Origin of the sequence: Rhodococcus sp. W8901, assembly GCF_013348805.1 — a bacterium.
GTDB lineage: Bacteria > Actinomycetota > Actinomycetes > Mycobacteriales > Mycobacteriaceae > Prescottella.
Genome location: NZ_CP054690.1, coordinates 4541525 through 4558176 on the forward strand (window position 1 = coordinate 4541525; position 16652 = coordinate 4558176).

Consider the following 16652-nt stretch of genomic DNA (forward strand, 5'->3'; position numbering starts at 1 on the left):
ACCAACCCGCTCATGCCCCGATGTCCGCCGCCGGGCTCTCCCCCGTCGGGCTCTCCTGCGCTTGGTCCTCCGCAGCGGGTACCCGTCGAGTGAGCATGCGCGCCTTGTTCCGCGCCCACGGCACCAGCATCACGACGACCGCGATGGTGACGGAGGAACCGACGATCGCGCCGGCGAGGACGTCGTGCGGGTAGTGCACGCCCTGCAGGACGCGGGCCAGGCCGATGAGGGCAGCCAGGGCGATCACGAGACCCCGCTGCAGCGACGACAACGCGCGCTCGGAGGCGAGGACGATCGCCGTCGCGAGGCCGACCGCGATGACGGTGTGGTTGCTCGGGAAGGACCAGTCGCCGGCGGCCGGGCAGTCGGTCAGCGCGAGTTCGACCCGGCAGGGACGTTCCTCGCTGACGAACACCTTGATCACTTCGCTGAGTGCGTAGGCGACCACGACGCCGAAGCCGCCCATCAGCAGGTCCCCGAGGTACACGGACCGGGTGCGCCACATCTGCACCGCGAGGACCGCGAACAGCGCGACGAGCGCGAGCAGCCCGACGTCGGCGATCAGCCCGACGCCCGGTATCTCGGACGTGTGCGGGACGATCGCACGGTAGATCGCCGCACTGACGTCGCGCAGTAGGTAGAGCGCCACCACCAGCACCGCGGCGGCGATCAGCATCATCCCGGCCCGTTCCGAACTTCTCCGCATCGGTCGAGCTTAGAAACCCTTCCTGAGTGAACTTCTCAGGAACCCTCGGTGTCGACCTTCCGGCGCACCACGAGCAGGACGGGAAGCGCCACGATCCAGGTCACGACGATCACCGAACCGGCGGGCACGATCGCGACGCTGGCGTCGCGACCTGCGACCCGCACCAGGTCGGGATCGCTGCGCGCGTATTCGACGTCGATGCGCTGTCCCGCGGTGAGCTTGGTCGGGTAGAGCACGCCCAGCTTGGGGTTGTGGGTGACGCCGTCGGGGGTGACGAAGCTGACCGCGGAGCGCAGCGATCCGGCCGACAGCACCTCGGCTGTGGCGGTGCCCATGTCGGACTCGATGGTCCGGTCGTTGCGCCACGCCGCGAGCACGAGCAGGACCGCGAGCACCGAGATCCCGGCGGCCACGGCGACGATGCCGACCTGCACGCGGTGTGCGATGCGGGGACTCACGCCCGCCTCACAGTTGTGCCCGGACGGCGGCGTGCAGCTCGCGGAGACCGGATCGTTCGGTGGTCACCTCGAGCACCCGGACGCCCTCCCCCGGGGTCGTCAGCGTGGCCGTCAGGTCCGGCAGTTCCACCCGGCGGTGCGGGACGCGGTAGGCGGCGCACAGCGCGGCCAGGTCCATGCCGTGCGGGGTGCCGAAGACCCGCTCGAACACGCCCGCGTACTGCGGGTCGCCCTGCTCGAGCAGCTCGAAGATGCCGCCGCCGTCGTCGTTGGCGACCACGATGGTCAGGTCGGCGGGCCGCGGCTCGCCGGTGCCGATCAGCAGGCCCGACGCGTCGTGCAGGAACGTCAGGTCGCCGAGCAGCGCGACCGTCCGGCCCTCGCTCTCGTACGCGAGTGCCGCGCCGACGGCCGTCGAGACGGTGCCGTCGATGCCGGCGACACCGCGGTTGGACAGCACCTTCACGCCCGGTCGCGGGTAGCTGACGAGCGCGGCGTCGCGCACGGGGTTCGACGCCCCGAGCAGCAACTGGTCGCCGTCGGACAGCGCATCCATCACCGCGGCCGCGACGTGCAGGCCGGTGGCCTTCGGGTGCGCCGCAAGCTGCGAGCGCACCGCCTTGTCGGCGTGCTCCGACAGCGTCCGGCAACGCGCGATCCACGCCGGGTCGGGCTCACCGGACACGACGGCCCGGGTGCCGGTGGCAAGGACGTTGCCGGAGACGTCGGGCCAGCGCGGGCCGGTCGTGAGTGCGTACACCGCGACGGACGGGTCGGCGAGCAGCTTCGACACCGGACGGTGCAGCGTGGGCCGGCCCGTGATGATCGCCTGGCGCGGCTTGAGCTGCGGCAGCGCGAGCGGGTGCAGCGGGATGCCGTGCAGCGGCGCGGTGGGCTCGGCAACGGTCGGCAGGTGCGCGAGTTCGGGCCGATACGCGGAGCCGTGCCCGGAGATCACGACCGTGTCCGGGGTGATGTCGAGGTCCATCGGGACGTCGAGAGTGGCGTGCATCGTGGTGGTCCACGCGGCGCCGTCCGGGCGTCCCTCGGGGACCGGGCCCTGCGTGTGGACGTCGGGTACGAGGGGCTCGCGCAGCGGGATGTCGAAGTGCACGGGGCCGGCGTTGCCGGAGCGGGTGCCGCGGGCGGCGGCGAGGACGCGGCAGACCGCGCTGCGCCACTGGCTGTTCTGGTCCTCACCCTCCTCGGCGAGGCCGAGGCTGATGGTCGCGCGGACCTGGCTGCCGAACAACCCCAACTGCTCGACGGTCTGGTTGGCGCCGGTGCCGAGCATCTCGTAGGGCCTGTTGGCGCTGAGCACGACCAACGGGACACGCGCGTAGTTGGCCTCGAGCACGGCGGGCGCGAGGTTCGCGACCGCGGTGCCGGACGTCATGACGATCGGCACGGGCCGCCCGCCCGCGACCGCGAGACCCACCGCGAGGAACCCGGCGGTGCGCTCGTCGATCCGCATGTGCAGCCGGAGTCGCCCGGCGGCGTCGGCGGCCTGCAGTGCGAAGGCGAGCGGGGCGTTACGCGAACCCGGGCAGAGCACGACCTCACGTACCCCGCCGCGAACCAGTTCGTCGACGACGGCGGTGGCTTGTGCAGTGGACGGATTCACGCCTTCAAGATTGGCAGATGCGACGGCCGTCGTCCCGCGCGGCACCCCGACGCTCGTCCTGCCAGGATGGATTGATGGTGCGTACAGTCTTCGATCCCGCTCGAGTCGATCCGGGCCGCTTCTACAGCGTCCTCACCGCGTCGGTGGTCCCTCGACCCATCGCCTGGGTCTCGACGTTGTCGGCCGACGGGGTTCCGAATCTGGCGCCGTACAGCTTCTTCACGGTGTCGAGTTCGAATCCGCCGGTTGTCCAGTTCACGTCGGTCACCCGCAAGGACAGCCTCCGCAACGTCGAGGAGACCGGCGAGTTCGTGATCAATCTGGCCACGGAGTCGCTCGTCGACGAGGTGAACGCCAGCTCGGCGCCCTACCGGCCGGGCACCGACGAGTTCGCGACCCTCGGCATCGCGAGCGAGCCGAGCGAGCGGGTGCGCCCGCGCCGTGTGGCCGCCGCGCCCGTCGCGATCGAGTGCACGCTGCGCCGGGTGATCGAGGTGGGCAACTCGTTCGTCGTGATGGGCGACGTCCTCGCGGTCGCGGTGCGCCCGGAGATGCTGGCCGACGACGGCCTGCCGGAGTTGAGCCGGCTCGGCCGCGACGAGTGGGGCATGACGCCGCCGGTGCGGCGGATCGAGCGGCCCGGTCGGCCTGACTGACACAAGAACGGGGCGATCTTCGCGAAAGGACGAGTCTCACATTAGGGTTGGCTAAACTATTGTCGATCCGCGGGACAGGATGTCATGGCCACACGCTCCAAGTACGTCAAACCCGAACAGCGCGCCGTCATCTCGGCGCACGTGCTGGGCACGAAGCAGATCAGCCCGTCGTTCGTCCGCGTGACGATCGGCGGCGACGACCTCCGCGGCTTCGTCCCGATGGGCTTCGACCAGTGGTTCCGCATGTTCATCCCGGAAGCCGGGCAGACGAGCATCCGGCTGCCGGGTTCCAGTGGCAGCCTGTGGTTCGCGCAGTTCAAGCTGATCCCCAAGGACGTACGTCCGGTGCTGCGCAATTACACGGTCCGCGAGTTCCGTGCCACCGGCGGGGTTTTCGGGGGCGGCCCCGAACTCGACATCGACTTCGCCTCGCACGGCGACCTCGGTCCCGCGTCGGCCTGGGCCAACTCGTGCGCGCCCGGCGATCGGATCGGCCTGCTCGACGAGGGCCTGATCTACAACCCCACTCCGGATGCCCGCTGGCAGCTGCTGGTGGGCGACGAGTCCGCGCTGCCGGCGATCGTCGGGATCCTGCGTTCGGTGGACCCGGGCGTGCGGGTTCGCGCGTACGTCGAGATCCCGCACGCCGGTGACATTCCGGACAAGCAGGACGTTCCCGTGCGCGACGGCCTGGACGTGCACTGGCTGGTGCGCGAGGACGCCTCGGCGCGGCCGGGTGAGCTGGCGCTCGCGACACTGCGCTCGGCCGACCTGTCGGACCTGCCCGAGGGGCCGTTCTACGCGTTCGTCGCCGGCGAGAGCGAACTCGCGACCGGCGTGCGCCGACACCTCGTCAACGACCGGCACGTGCCCAAGAGCGACATCGCCTTCACCGGGTACTGGCGCCACGGCCACGCCGCGTACTGACACCGCCGAAGCGACAGTGGGCCCGCCCGGTATGCCGGACGGGCCCACTGTCTCGGCCGACTAGGCCGCGTGCTTCTGCACCAGATCACCCAGGCGCGGCAGCGCCTCGATCACGTGCTTCTTCGCCGACGGACGCAGGGTCGAGTAGACCTTCTTGATCGCGCCCTTGTCGGTGCCTTCGATGCGCTCGTCGGTGACGCCCAGCAGGGCGTCGGCGGCGGCATCGCTGCGCGCGGTCAGGAACGCCGAGAAGCTGCCCTCACCACTCGCGACGAACTCCTGCCAGAACGGCTCGAGCCGCGCGACGAACGCCGGGAGCAAACCCTCGATGGCGTCGGGCACGATCGACGGACCGACCTTCTTGACCGCCGAGTATCCGCCCTTGAGCGCCAGGCCGGACGCACCCTTCTTGTCCGAAACCTCTGCGTCGACGAGCGCCTGGACGTCCGCGAGTACCGCGGGCAACCGGGCATCGTCCAGCAGGGTTTCGTTCAGAGCTGCAACCACTTTCAAAGCCTCCGTATCGACTGGTCCATTTCTGGCGGGCACGACACTATACGAGGCGGGTATCTGCACCGGTGAGGAGCAGTTCGTGGCACCGCCGCAGCCGGTCGCGCCACCAGTCGGCGCGCGGGTCCGGCGCGGCCAATTCGGCGAGCCGGTCGGGGTCCGGGAACACCGGGCTCGCGTCGAGTGTGCCGTCCGACATCTCGCGCGGTTCGGCCGTGACGTCGGCGTCGAACAGTCCCCCGGTCCCGAGGCCGCACGCGTGCGCCAGCCCGGGCAGCGCGGCCGCCGCGGCCAGGCCGGCGTTCATTCCGACGGCGGTGTCCAGCGCACTCGAGACCACCACCGGCACACCGTGACCTGCGAGTTCGTCGGCCAGTGCGAGCAGTCGCCGCATGCCGCCGAGCGGCGGCACCTTGACCACCGCGACGTCGGCGCCGCCGGCCCGCACCACCTTGAGCGGGTCCTCGGCGCGGCGGATGCTCTCGTCGGCGGCGATCGGGACACCCGGCAGGCGACGGCGCACCTCCACCAGTTCCGGCACGGTGGCGCACGGCTGTTCGGCGTACTCGAGGGGGCCGTCGGCGGTCAGCGCGGTCAGCGCGGCGACGGCGTCGTCGACGTTCCAGCCGCCGTTTGCGTCGACGCGCACATTCGGGATCAGCTCGCGCACCGCGTCGACCCGCGCGACGTCCTGCGCGAGGGTCTGCCCCTTCTCCGCGACCTTGACCTTCGCGGTCCGCGCGCCGGGGAAGCGGGCGAGGATCTCGGGGACCCGCGCCGGATCGATCGCCGGGACGGTCGCGTTGATCGGTACCCGCCGGCGCACCGGCGTCGGCGGCCCCGCCCACGCGGCCTCGATACCGGCGCGCAGCCAGTGCGCTGCCTCCGCGTCGTCGTACTCGGGGAACGGCGCGAACTCGCCCCACCCGGCGGGCCCCTCGAGCAGCAGCGCCTCACGAGTGGTGATGCCGCGGAAGCGAACCCGCATCGGCAGGCTCACCACGCGGGCCCCGGCCAGGACGTCGTCGAGGGACGGGAAGGTCACGGCTGGCCCGGCAGCAGCTGAATCATCAGGGCCTCGCAGTCGGCCAGGACATTGCCGTCCAGGTCGCGCAGATCGACGGTGCAGAACAGCTTGCGGCCCTCGACCCGGTCGACGCGGCCCTCGACCACCAGCTCGGTCTCGATGGGGGTGACCTTGCGGTAGTTGACGTGCAGATAGCCGGTGCGCGCGATCGGGTGTCCGGACGCGTGCACGATCATGCCGAGCATGTCGTCGAACAGCAGCGCGATCGTGCCGCCGTGCGCGGCGTTGTTGCCGCCACGGTGGTACATCCGGAAGACGCCGCGGGCGCGGACCCCGTCGGTGTCGACCTTGTCGAACAGCCACGGCAGGAGCAGCAGGCTGCCACGGCCGGGCAGCTGCGAGTTGAAGCCCGCCGGCGACTTGCCCTCGGGAACCCGGTACTGCTCGAGCATGTCGCTCAGGGCGTCGGCGTGGGCGATGGCCTCCTCGACCACGTCGTCGGGGATGTGTGTCGACACCGCGAGGTCCTGCAGCCGCCGCAGCGATTCGACGAACCTCCCGAAGTTCGGCCCCGCCGGGACGGGCGTGAACACCGGGAACCCGCCGTGGTGCTCGTGGACGTCGGCGTCGGGCCGGTCGTCGGACCGCAGTTGCTCGCTCATCCCTGCACGGTATCGCCGGGGTGGAGTCGTTCCGGTGCGAGGTGTGCCCCGACACACCGGAGCCCGGGGCCTATCCTCGCTTCCGTGACCTTCAATCCGCAGCTCTGGCGTCCCGTCCCCGGTTTCGAGGATCTCACCGACATCACGTACCACCGTCATGTCAGCGAGGGCATCGTCCGCATCGCGTTCGATCGCCCCGAGGTCCGAAATGCCTTCCGCCCGCACACCGTCGACGAGCTGTACCGCACGCTCGACCACGCGCGCATGACCTCCGACGTCGGCTGCGTGCTGCTCACCGGCAACGGCCCCAGCGAGAAGGACGGCGGCTGGGCGTTCTGCTCGGGCGGCGACCAGCGCATCCGCGGCCGCAGCGGCTACCAGTACGCCTCCGGTGAGACTGCCGAGACCGTCGACAAGGCGCGCGCCGGACGCCTGCACATCCTCGAGGTGCAGCGCCTGATCCGATTCATGCCGAAGGTCGTGATCGCGCTCGTCAACGGCTGGGCCGCCGGCGGCGGGCACAGCCTGCATGTCACGTGCGACCTGACGCTGGCGTCGCGTGAGCACGCCCGCTTCAAGCAGACCGACGCCGACGTGGGCAGCTTCGACGGCGGCTACGGCAGCGCCTACCTCGCGAAGATGGTGGGCCAGAAGTTCGCCCGCGAGATCTTCTTCCTCGGCGACACCTACACGGCCGAGGAGATGCACCGGATGGGCGCGGTCAACCGGGTCGTCGATCACGACGAGCTCGAGAACGTCGCGATCGAGTGGGGCACCAAGATCAACGGCAAGTCGCCGCAGGCCCAGCGCATGCTCAAGTACGCGTTCAACCTGCAGGACGACGGCCTGGTCGGCCAGCAGCTGTTCGCCGGCGAGGCCACCCGGATGGCGTACATGACCGACGAGGCCGTCGAGGGCCGCGACTCGTTCCTCGAGAAGCGCGACCCGGACTGGTCGCCCTACCCCTGGTACTTCTGAGCCCCAGCGCGCGCTGCCGCTCTGGTTTTCGTCGTGCCGCGTCCCCGATCGGGGGCGCGGCACGCCCGTTTCCGGAGCGGCGCGGGGGTTGGGCCGGGCCGTGATCGGGTGTGCAATGGACAGGTGAGCACCGAGGTCTCGTTCACGGTTGACGGTGTGCGCCTGTCGGGTGCGCTGACCGATCCTGCCGGCGACCTGCCGGTGGTCGTGTTCGCGCACGGCAGCGGCAGCGGACGGTTCAGCCCACGCAATCGGTTCGTCGCCGAGCTGCTGCAGGACGTGGGCCTGGGCACGCTGCTGTTCGACCTGCTCGCCCCGCACGAGGAGGGCGACCGTCGGCTCGTGTTCGACATCCCCCTGCTGTCGTGCCGGCTCATCGAGGTGACCGCGCGGGTGCAGGAGCGGGCGGCGGCGGTCGCGTACTTCGGCGCGAGCACCGGCGCCGCCGCGGCCCTGCACGCCGCCGCCGAACCACACGCCGACATCTCCGCGATCGTCTCTCGCGGCGGCCGCCCCGACCTGGCCGGATCACGCCTGTCGATGGTCCGGGCGCCGACATTGCTGCTCGTCGGCTCGCTCGACACCGCGGTGATCGAGCTGAACCGGAAGGCCGCCGCCCTGCTCGAGTGCGAACACGAGCTGGAGATCGTGCCCGGCGCGACGCACCTGTTCGAGGAGCCCGGCACGCTGGACGTGGTCGCCGAGCGGGCCCGCGAGTGGTTCGTCGCGCACGGGCCCCGATCGTGAAGGATCACGGGAAGTGGCGTGGCAGCAGGCAGACTGGACCCATGGCCGTCGACCGCGAGCAACCCGCGCCTGAACATCGCCGCCCGGACGGCGTCACGGACGCCACCGTCGAGGCGGTCGGCAAGCTGTCCGAGGCGCTCGAGACCGTCGAGCAGGCCCGCGGCCACCTGTATGCGTTCCACCAGTTGCTGGGCCGGGCGGATCGGCAGCTCGGGGACGCGGTGGAGCAGCTGATCACGTCGGGCCACCCCGCGTGCGCCGAACGCCTGCAGACGTCGATGCTGGGACGCAACGTCCTCGAGGGGCGGTGGACGTTCCAGATCGTCGAGGAGTTCGACGACGGCTACTGGTCCGAGTTCCGCGATCACGAGAAGGCGGTGCGCGACGTGCTGCTCGGTGGTCGCCGGCACCTGTACGAGGCCGAGATGAAGGAAGCGCGGCGTACGCACGGCCGCCCGGGGCACGAGGCCCGTCCGGCGCCGGACGAGTGACTCGGGAAGAATTGCCCGGCAACAGCATCAGGAGGACATGAGCGTGGAAATTCTCAGCAGCCGGATCATTCTGCGACCCCACGACTACGAGGTGACGCTGGCGTTCTACCGCGACACGCTGGGCCTGGCGATCGCGCGCGAATACCCCGGCGGCACAGTGTTCTTCGTCGGACAGGGGCTGGTCGAGGTGACCTCGCACGGCGGCACCGAGCTGGACACGCGGTTCTCGGGCGCGCTGTGGATGCAGGTGCGCGACCTGGCCGTCGCCCAGGACGACCTGGTCCGGGCGGAGGTGCCGATCGTGCGGGAGGCCCGACAGGAGCCGTGGGGCCTGCACGAGATGTGGATCGCCGACCCCGACGGTGTGCCCATCGTGCTGGTGCAGATCCCTGCAGACCATCCGATCCGCCGCGACCTACGCTGAACACGCCCGTGCGCCTACTTCGGAACGGCGCACGGGCGCGGAGCGCCTACTTCGACAGTGCAGCGGCGATCTGGTCGGCCTGAGCCTGACCCTCGTGCAGCTGACGCAGCAGCCACAGGCGCAGCACCTTGGCGATCGCACCGGCCAGGTACAGGGCGGCACCGATCACCGTCACCGCAAGGAACGCGGTCGCGAGGATCTGGTACGACGCGATGTCGCGCAGGTCGTTCTGGGTCAGCGACGAGACGTACACGACGAAGGCCGCCACGGCACCGACGACCATGAGCACCAGACCGGACACGCGCGCCACGCTGTCGCCGCGCGACTGGCCGGTCTTGAGCTCGAGGTCGGCGACGTCGGTCTTGAACTGGGCACGACGCTCATCTGCGAGAGTGGTCATCGTCATCCTCCTAGGTAACTGTTGGAAAGGTCGTTCTCGATTTCGTCGGGCGCCCCGACTCGGACCACTCGTCCGTGGAGCATGAGCGCCGCGCGATCGGCGATCGGCAGCACGGCGCGGGCGAACTGTTCGGCAACCAGGATCGTCAGACCCTCCTCGACCAACTGGCCGACGATGTCGTACATCTGCGAGACGATCCGCGGCGCCAGACCCATCGACAGCTCGTCGAGCAGCAGCAGGGTCGGGTCGGTACCCAGGGCCCGGGACAGCGCCAGCATCTGCTGTTCACCGCCGGACATGGAGCCGGCCAACTGGTTCTTGCGTTTCCCGAGGATCGGGAACCGGGTGTAGGCGATCTCCTCGAGCTTGGCGAGGTCGGTGCCCGTGCCGGTCGCGATCCACAGGTTTTCGCGGACGGTGAGGTTGGCGAAGATGCCGCGCCCCTCGGGGATCGAGCAGACACCGAGCTTCGCCAGGTCCGACGCCTCGGCGCCGTTGACGACCCGGCCCGCCATCCGCAGCTCGCCGTGCGTGATCGGCAGGATGCCCGAGCAGATCTTCAGGGTGCTGGTCTTGCCGCCGCCGTTCGGCCCGAGGAGGGCCATGACGGTGCCCGGCGCGAGCGTCAGGTCCACCCCGTGCAGCACCTCGATGGGGCCGTAACTCGCACGGACACCGGCCAATTCGAGCAGCGGGGTGGGTCCGTCCTGCGGCCCGTCCAGCGTCTCCGTCACGTTCGTGGCCCCAGTCGACATCACAGCCATCACACTGCCTCCTCTGCCGTGCCGATGTAGGCGGCGATCACCGCCGGGTCGTCGCGCACCTGCGCCGCGCTGCCCGACGCCAGGACGGCGCCGTAGTCGAGCACGTGAATCTGCTTGCACAGCTTCATCACCAGTGGGATGTCGTGCTCGACGAGGCAGATCGCCAGACCGTCCGCCGCCAGGGACCGCAGCAGGTCCGCGAAGTCCTCGGTCTCCTGCTCGGTCTGGCCCGACGCGGGCTCGTCGAGCAGCAGCAGCCGCGGCGATGTCATCAGTGCCCGGGCGGCCTCGACGACGCGAGCCCGTCCGGTCGGGATGTCCGAGACGTCCTTGTCGGCGACATCGGTGAGCTTGGTCAGCTCGAGGATCCGGTCCGTCTCGGCGTCCACGTCGATCTTGCTGCGCGTGTTGGCCCTGTGGATGTCGCCGGCGACCCGGATGTTGTCCCGCACCGACAGCGACAGGAACAGCTCCAGCCGCTGGAAGGTGCGGGCCAGGCCCTTGTTCGCCCGCTTGGCGGGCGAGAGCCGGGTGACGTCCTGGCCGTCGAGCAGGATCTTGCCCGATGCCGGCTTCTGCAGGCCGGTGATCGTGTTGAACAGCGTCGTCTTACCGGCGCCGTTCGGTCCGATCAGTCCGGTGATGGATCCGCGTTCGACCGTGATGCTGACGTCGTTGACCGCGACGTGGCCACCGAATCGGACAGTGATGCCCCGGGTTTCGAGGATCGGGGTGTCAGGCATGGACGCTCAACTCCTTCGGCTTCGAGGCGAAGTGCTCCGTGGCCGCAGCGGTGTGGGCCGTGACCGTGGCGGGCAGTCCGAGCTCGCGGTCGAGCTGCGTCAGGCCCTCTTCCGTGTAGGGCGCGTCGATGCCGATCTCCTCGGGCGCGATGCCCTTGGCGGCGTCGGCGGCCTCCTTGCCGAGGACCGCTTCCGGCATGACCATCTTTCCGATGACCGGGAGCATGAACACCGTGACGATCGTGATCGTCGCGAACCACCAGTTGCCCAGCACGCCGGTGAGCGCGAGGACGTACGACAGTGCGACGACGGCCGCGCCGCCGATCAGCACCGGCTTGGCGTTGCGCAGGTGGCGGTAGCCCTCGATCACGTCGTGCACCGTGCCCGACGGGTTCTTGCCGACGCCCATACCGATCAGCGCGGGGCTGACGGCCGCGAGGTGACCCAGGAAGGTCCACAGTCCCTCGATCTCGGGCTGGCTGGAGGCCAGGTTGCCGAACGAGACCATGATGACCGCGAATCCGATGCCGGCCATGATGCCGCCGAAGAACGCGCCGGTGACGTAGCCGATGCCGGCGACGACCGTGAGCATCAGGATCGTGAGGCTGATCATGATCGAGAAGTTCTCGTTCGAGACCGCACCGATCGCAGTCGACATCAGGATGCCGCCGAGTCCGGCGATGCCGGCAGAGAGCATGAACACGCTGAGCTTGAGCTTGACGAGGTTCTGTCCGAGCATCGCCGAGGCGGCCGGGCTGTCCTTCATCGCGGCGAGCCGGCGGCCGTAGCCGCTGTTGCGCAGTGCGATGACGCCGACAGCGAGGATCACGAACAGGGCGGTGGCGGTCATGAGGAACGCCGTCTGGTTGCTCAGGTCCAGCGGGCCGATCTTGATCGGAGGCATCACGAGGGAGCCGCCGGGGAAGATCGAGAACTTGACGCCTAACAGTTCGTGCTCGGTGGTGTCGCGCAGCACCATGTTGCTGAGGAACACGCCGAATGCCATCGTCGCCAGCGCCAGGTACAGGCCGCGCAGGCGCAGCGCCGGCAGTGCGACGAGGCCGCCGATGACCGCGGCCGCGAGGGTCCCGAAGATCAGCCCCCAGATGGTCATGCGGGCCGCGAGGCCGGTTCCGGAGACACCGAAGTGGAACGCGACGATGGTCGCGATCGCACCGAAGGACACCGACGCCAGGTTCATCTCGCCGGCGTATCCGGTGAGCAGGGTCAACGAGAGCGCGATGATCGCGAACGAGACACCCAGGGTCAGGGTGGTGATCGCGGACTCGACCATGAGCAGACGGATCAGGTAGATGATCACGATCAGGGCGACGCCCCACGCGACGGCCTTGCGCACGCTCGGGACCGAGTACCGCTCACGGGTACGGACCGCGGTGCCGCGCAGCCGATCCTGCGGCAGCACGATCAGGACGACGAACAGCGCGATCATCGGCAGCGACACGCGCAGGTTCGAGGTCCACGTCCACTCGGACGGGAAGTAGCCGAGCACGTAGGTGCCGGCCAGACCCAGCACGATGGCGCCGACGAACGTGCGCGGGATGCTGCGCAGGCGGCCGAACATCGCGGCGGCGAACGCGTCGATCACGAGCAGCGTCAACAGGTTGGCCTCGAGCGTGCCACCACTGATCGGGGTGACCAGGATGCCGGCGAGGACGGCCAGCGTGGAACCGAGTGCCCACGAGAACGCGGCGATGCGCTCGGGGTTGTGCCCGTTGAGGCGGAGCAGATCAGGGTCGTCCACGACGCCGCGCATCGAGACGCCGATGCGGGTGCGGGTGAACAGGAAGCGCAGGCCGACGGCGATGAGGACCGCGGCGACCAGGCAGATGATCTCGTGGGTGTGGATCGTCGCGCCGAAGAACGAGAACCGGCTGTCGTCACCGAAGAACATCTTCATGGTGCGGGCTTCTTCGGGGTGCCAGAACCAGGTCGACAGCGACAGCATGCCGAGCATGATCGACACCGTGACGACGATCTTGGTGACCTCGGAGGTGTCCCGTAGGCCGCGCATGATCAGCGCGTACAGCAGCAGCCCCATGAGCGGTCCGGCGATGCCGAGCGTGATGATCAACGCCACGGGTGTCGGCAGACCCCAACCGTAGCGGAGCTGCCAGTAGAGAAAGGCGCCGAGCATCGCCTGCGCGCCGTGCGCGAAGTTGAAGATGCCGGACGAGTTGTAGGTGAGCACCAGCCCTGAGGCTGCGATTGCGTACACCGAGCCCAGGACGAGACCCAGGATCGTGAATGTCACGAATGTGTCCATCTGGAAACCCTCTGAGTTCTCCAGTCAGGATGGAGGCGGCGCCCCGGGGCGGTGGCCCGGGGCGCCGCATTCATCGGTGGATCGTTGGGTGGATCGAGGGAGCCGGACGGCGGGACCTGTGGGTCCTACGCCGCGCGGCGGGCGATCATGCCTTGGGCGTGATCACGTTCGGGTTCAGGTACTTGGTCGAGATGCGATCGGCACCCAGCTCGGTGCCCCACGTCGACTTGTCGGTCTTGACAAGGTAGTTCGGGTCGCACTTGAACTCGCCGGCATCGGCGGGGAACGCCTGCGAGTAGTCCGCGCCCTTCAGCGAGACCATCAGGCCGCACTGCGCCGGGATGTTCGCACCCGGGTCGCTGACGGCGTGCAGTCCGCCACCGTCCCACTCGTGGATCTGCGAGAGCTCGTCGATCATGCACTGTCGCGTCAGGTCCGAACCGCATTCGTCGGCGGCGGTGGCCCACAGCAGGAACGAGGACGTGGCCTGCATGCCCAGGAGCGCGGTCTTGCCACCCTTGGCCGTGACGAGGTCCTTGTACTGCTTGACGGCGGCGTTGTCGTCGTTCTCCAGCATCTGGAAGGTCATGCCGGCATTGAGGTTGTCGAGCAGACCGCTGTCCTTGTTGAAGCCCTGGACGGCGTTGGCGTACCACGTGGCCTCACCGAGCAGGATCGGGTCGAGGCCGACCTGATCGATCGCCTTGATGAGGTTGAACTCGGCCGGAACCGGCGAACGCGAGGTCCACAGGCCCTTGGCACCGCACTGCTTGAACTTCTCGGCGAACGGCACGTAGCTGGCTTCACCGTCGTAGTTGATGGTGACGCCACAGTCCTTGAGCTTGAAGCCGGCGGCCTCGGCCATGGACTTGGTCTTGGTGAGCGACGTGATGATGGTCGGCATCGTGGAGCCGATCAGCGCGAAGTCGTTCTTGAGGTCGGGGTGCATCTCCCCCATCTGGAACCACGCCGACGCGTTCGCGATGTCGACGGGGAACGGCACGCCCTGGTAGGTCATGGGGCCGTTGGCCGCGTCCGGGGAGACCGTGAAGCCGGGGACAGCCGCCAGATTGCAGGCCACGCGGGTCTGCTCGGAGGTCTGGTCCATCGCGAAGCCGTGACCGACCATCATGAACTCGGAGCGGCACGCGTCCTGCATGACGGCGTTGGCCTGCGTCATCGCGGCGTCGTAGTCGGTGCCGACGATCTTGCGGCCGTTGATGCCGCCCTGATCGTTGCACCACTCGATCATCGCGGAGACGGCGTCGGACATCTCCTTGTTGAGGCCCGGGGCCTTGGCGTAGCCGCGGTCGTCACCGAAGCCGATCTTGATCTCGGTGTCGCTGACGCCCTGATCGGTAGCGCCCTTGGCGTCGCCCTCACCGCACGGGGAGGCGAGCGTGCCGAACTTGTCGACCGACGCGGATGCCGACTTGGTGTCGCCCGAGCCGCTGCTCGGGACGCCCGAGTCGCCGGAGCGCTCGCCGGCACAGGCCGAGACCAGTGCCGCGGTTGCGGCGAGTGCCACAACCAGCTTGGCTGTCTTGTTTCGCTTCACGATCTGTGAATCTCCTTCTCGAGTGCCCGGAACCGGGCCGGGGACGAACGGGCGTGCTCGGTGGTGCGGTCACGCCCTACAGGGCTGCCGCTCCGAGCACGTGGATCGACAAGTAAAGGTCAAGTAATCGATTTCGTTTCTTTAGGTAAAGACACGAGGTCGAGTGATGTCCCAGACCGCTTTTCTCATCGCGCCACCCACTCCTTCGCCCCGCTACCCGAGGCTTCATGAGCCCCGATGCGGAGGACCGTAATGAGGATCACACCCACGCCGAGGGCCCATCCCGGTGAGTGAGACTTCGTAGTGAGGCGGGCCACAGGCAGCCGAAAAACGTGAGTGTCCACACACCACCGGAACCGTCGTGCGAGGTGATGGGACGATGCAACCGGGATCACGGCTTGTTCACCGGATGCTCGCTGTACTTTTACGCTTTCGATACGCACAATTCGCTTGTGACCGCAGAGCTCGTCGTTCTCTTGGTAGTGGTCGTCACTGCCCTCGCATTCGATTTCACGAACGGCTTCCACGACACCGGGAACGCGATGGCCACCTCCATCGCCACCGGCGCACTCCGACCGAAGGTCGCAGTGGCACTCTCTGCAACCCTCAATCTGGTAGGCGCCTTCCTGTCCGTGGAGGTCGCCGCGACCGTCGCCAAGGGCGTGGTCAATCTCGGGACCGTCAGCGGTGAGGACCTGCTGCTGATCGTGTTCGCCGGCCTCGTGGGCGGCATCCTCTGGAATCTCGCGACCTGGCTGTTCGGCATGCCGTCCAGCTCGTCGCACGCCCTGTTCGGCGGCCTCATCGGCGCGGCCATCGCCTCGATCGGCATGAGCGGCGTCGAGTGGGGCGGTGTGCTCGGCAAGGTCATCATCCCCGCCCTGCTGGCTCCCGTGGTCGCCGCGCTGGTCGCCGCGGTCGGCACCAAGCTGATCTACCGCATCACCCGGGACGTCCCGGACGACAACAAGAGCAAGGGCTTCCGCATCGGCCAGGTCGGCACGGCATCCCTCGTCTCACTCGCGCACGGCACGAACGACGCCCAGAAGACGATGGGCGTCATCTTCCTGGCCCTGGTCGCCCACGGCTCCATCACTGCAGACAGCGAGATGCCCTTCTGGGTCAAGCTCAGCTGCGCGGTGGCGATCGCCCTCGGCACCTACCTCGGCGGCTGGCGCATCATCCGAACCCTCGGCAAGGGCCTCGTCGAGATCGCTGCCCCGCAGGGCATGGCGGCAGAGTCGTCGTCTGCCGCGATCATCCTGACCTCGAGCCACCTCGGTCTGCCGCTGTCGACCACCCACGTCGCGACCGGCTCGATCCTCGGTACGGGACTCGGCCGCAAGGGTGCCGAGGTGCGGTGGGGCGTCGCCGGCCGCATGGCGGTCGCCTGGCTGATCACGCTGCCGTCCGCCGGTATCGCCGGCGCGATCTGCTGGGCCCTCGCACACGTGATCGGCGGCCTGCCGGGCGTCATCGTCGTGTTCGCCCTGCTGGTCGCACTGTCGGCGTTCATGTACATCCGGTCGCGCCGCGAACCGATCGACCCCAGCAACGTCAACGCCGAGTGGGAGGGCGGCCTGGCCCCCACGAACGACGCGGACGCTGCTTCGGCCACGACCACAGCCACGGCCGCTGCCGTGACCGACCAGACCTCCGAGGTCGAGCCCACCACCCGCAAGATCTGAAAGGA

18 protein-coding genes are annotated in these 16652 nt (G+C 69.0%); 7 read left to right on the top strand and 11 right to left on the bottom strand.

Annotated features, from left to right (window positions below):
- Positions 1-10: 10 nt before the first annotated feature.
- The 3 genes from HUN07_RS21150 to menD are packed head-to-tail and all read right to left on the bottom strand — an operon-like array spanning position 11 to position 2788.
- Positions 11-706: a phosphatase PAP2 family protein gene (locus HUN07_RS21150; RefSeq protein WP_254622622.1), complete on the bottom strand. Its 696-nt coding sequence runs from the start codon at positions 704-706 to the stop codon at positions 11-13.
- Positions 707-741: 35 nt separating this feature from the next.
- A complete protein-coding gene (locus HUN07_RS21155; RefSeq protein ID WP_114718748.1) occupies positions 742-1164 on the bottom strand; it encodes a DUF3592 domain-containing protein in 423 nt (140 codons plus the stop codon).
- A gap of 7 nt (positions 1165-1171) precedes the next feature.
- Entirely contained in the window at positions 1172-2788 is a 1617-nt protein-coding gene (gene menD / locus HUN07_RS21160) for a 2-succinyl-5-enolpyruvyl-6-hydroxy-3-cyclohexene-1-carboxylic-acid synthase (RefSeq protein ID WP_114718747.1), read from the bottom strand.
- 77 nt (positions 2789-2865) lie between these two features.
- On the opposite strand from menD, the gene HUN07_RS21165 reads away from it, so the two are divergent.
- Both HUN07_RS21165 and HUN07_RS21170 read left to right on the top strand, forming a co-directional pair.
- Positions 2866-3444, top strand: coding sequence for a flavin reductase family protein (locus HUN07_RS21165; RefSeq protein WP_174914925.1), 579 nt, complete (start codon positions 2866-2868; stop codon positions 3442-3444).
- A gap of 84 nt (positions 3445-3528) precedes the next feature.
- Entirely contained in the window at positions 3529-4371 is an 843-nt protein-coding gene (locus tag HUN07_RS21170) for a siderophore-interacting protein (protein ID WP_174912541.1), read from the top strand.
- A 60-nt stretch (positions 4372-4431) separates the two neighbouring features.
- Here the strand turns inward: HUN07_RS21170 and HUN07_RS21175 are convergent, their stop codons facing one another.
- Genes HUN07_RS21175 through HUN07_RS21185 form a run of 3 tightly spaced genes read right to left on the bottom strand, consistent with a single transcriptional unit; the run spans position 4432 to position 6570 of the window.
- On the bottom strand, positions 4432-4878 hold the full coding sequence (locus HUN07_RS21175; RefSeq protein WP_114718745.1) for a DUF6918 family protein: 447 nt from the start codon (positions 4876-4878) through the stop codon (positions 4432-4434).
- 46 nt (positions 4879-4924) lie between these two features.
- Positions 4925-5926 (bottom strand): o-succinylbenzoate synthase, encoded by a 1002-nt coding sequence (locus HUN07_RS21180; protein WP_174912544.1) that lies wholly within the window; start codon positions 5924-5926, stop codon positions 4925-4927.
- Positions 5923-6570 (bottom strand): PaaI family thioesterase, encoded by a 648-nt coding sequence (locus HUN07_RS21185; protein WP_174912547.1) that lies wholly within the window; start codon positions 6568-6570, stop codon positions 5923-5925. Before HUN07_RS21185 ends, HUN07_RS21180 begins: the two co-directional genes overlap by 4 nt.
- Before the next feature lie 84 nt (positions 6571-6654).
- Between HUN07_RS21185 and HUN07_RS21190 the strand changes: the two genes are divergently transcribed.
- The 4 genes from HUN07_RS21190 (at position 6655) to HUN07_RS21205 (ending at position 9210) form a co-directional block, all read left to right on the top strand.
- Positions 6655-7548 (top strand): 1,4-dihydroxy-2-naphthoyl-CoA synthase, encoded by an 894-nt coding sequence (locus tag HUN07_RS21190; RefSeq protein WP_114718743.1) that lies wholly within the window; start codon positions 6655-6657, stop codon positions 7546-7548.
- Between the two features lie 123 nt (positions 7549-7671).
- On the top strand, positions 7672-8295 hold the full coding sequence (locus HUN07_RS21195) for a dienelactone hydrolase family protein (RefSeq protein WP_174912550.1): 624 nt from the start codon (positions 7672-7674) through the stop codon (positions 8293-8295).
- A gap of 41 nt (positions 8296-8336) precedes the next feature.
- Positions 8337-8786, top strand: a complete 450-nt coding sequence (locus HUN07_RS21200) for a hypothetical protein (RefSeq protein WP_174912553.1) — start codon at positions 8337-8339, stop codon at positions 8784-8786.
- Between the two features lie 43 nt (positions 8787-8829).
- Positions 8830-9210, top strand: coding sequence for a VOC family protein (locus HUN07_RS21205; protein WP_114718975.1), 381 nt, complete (start codon positions 8830-8832; stop codon positions 9208-9210).
- 46 nt (positions 9211-9256) lie between these two features.
- Here HUN07_RS21205 and HUN07_RS21210 read toward each other — a convergent pair whose 3' ends face one another.
- The 5 genes from HUN07_RS21210 to HUN07_RS21230 form a co-directional block, all read right to left on the bottom strand.
- Positions 9257-9610 (bottom strand): hypothetical protein, encoded by a 354-nt coding sequence (locus tag HUN07_RS21210; RefSeq protein WP_114718974.1) that lies wholly within the window; start codon positions 9608-9610, stop codon positions 9257-9259.
- A 2-nt stretch (positions 9611-9612) separates the two neighbouring features.
- On the bottom strand, positions 9613-10365 hold the full coding sequence (locus HUN07_RS21215) for an ABC transporter ATP-binding protein (protein WP_174914927.1): 753 nt from the start codon (positions 10363-10365) through the stop codon (positions 9613-9615).
- An 8-nt stretch (positions 10366-10373) separates the two neighbouring features.
- Entirely contained in the window at positions 10374-11117 is a 744-nt protein-coding gene (locus HUN07_RS21220) for an ABC transporter ATP-binding protein (RefSeq protein WP_174912555.1), read from the bottom strand.
- On the bottom strand, positions 11110-13401 hold the full coding sequence (locus tag HUN07_RS21225; RefSeq protein WP_174912558.1) for an ABC transporter permease: 2292 nt from the start codon (positions 13399-13401) through the stop codon (positions 11110-11112). The genes HUN07_RS21220 and HUN07_RS21225 overlap by 8 nt, the downstream gene beginning before the upstream one ends.
- Before the next feature lie 145 nt (positions 13402-13546).
- Positions 13547-14959, bottom strand: a complete 1413-nt coding sequence (locus tag HUN07_RS21230; RefSeq protein WP_114718739.1) for an ABC transporter substrate-binding protein — start codon at positions 14957-14959, stop codon at positions 13547-13549.
- A gap of 452 nt (positions 14960-15411) precedes the next feature.
- Here HUN07_RS21230 and HUN07_RS21235 point away from each other — a divergent pair, with 452 nt between their 5' ends.
- A complete protein-coding gene (locus HUN07_RS21235) occupies positions 15412-16647 on the top strand; it encodes an inorganic phosphate transporter (protein ID WP_254622623.1) in 1236 nt (411 codons plus the stop codon).
- Positions 16648-16652 lie beyond the last annotated feature (5 nt).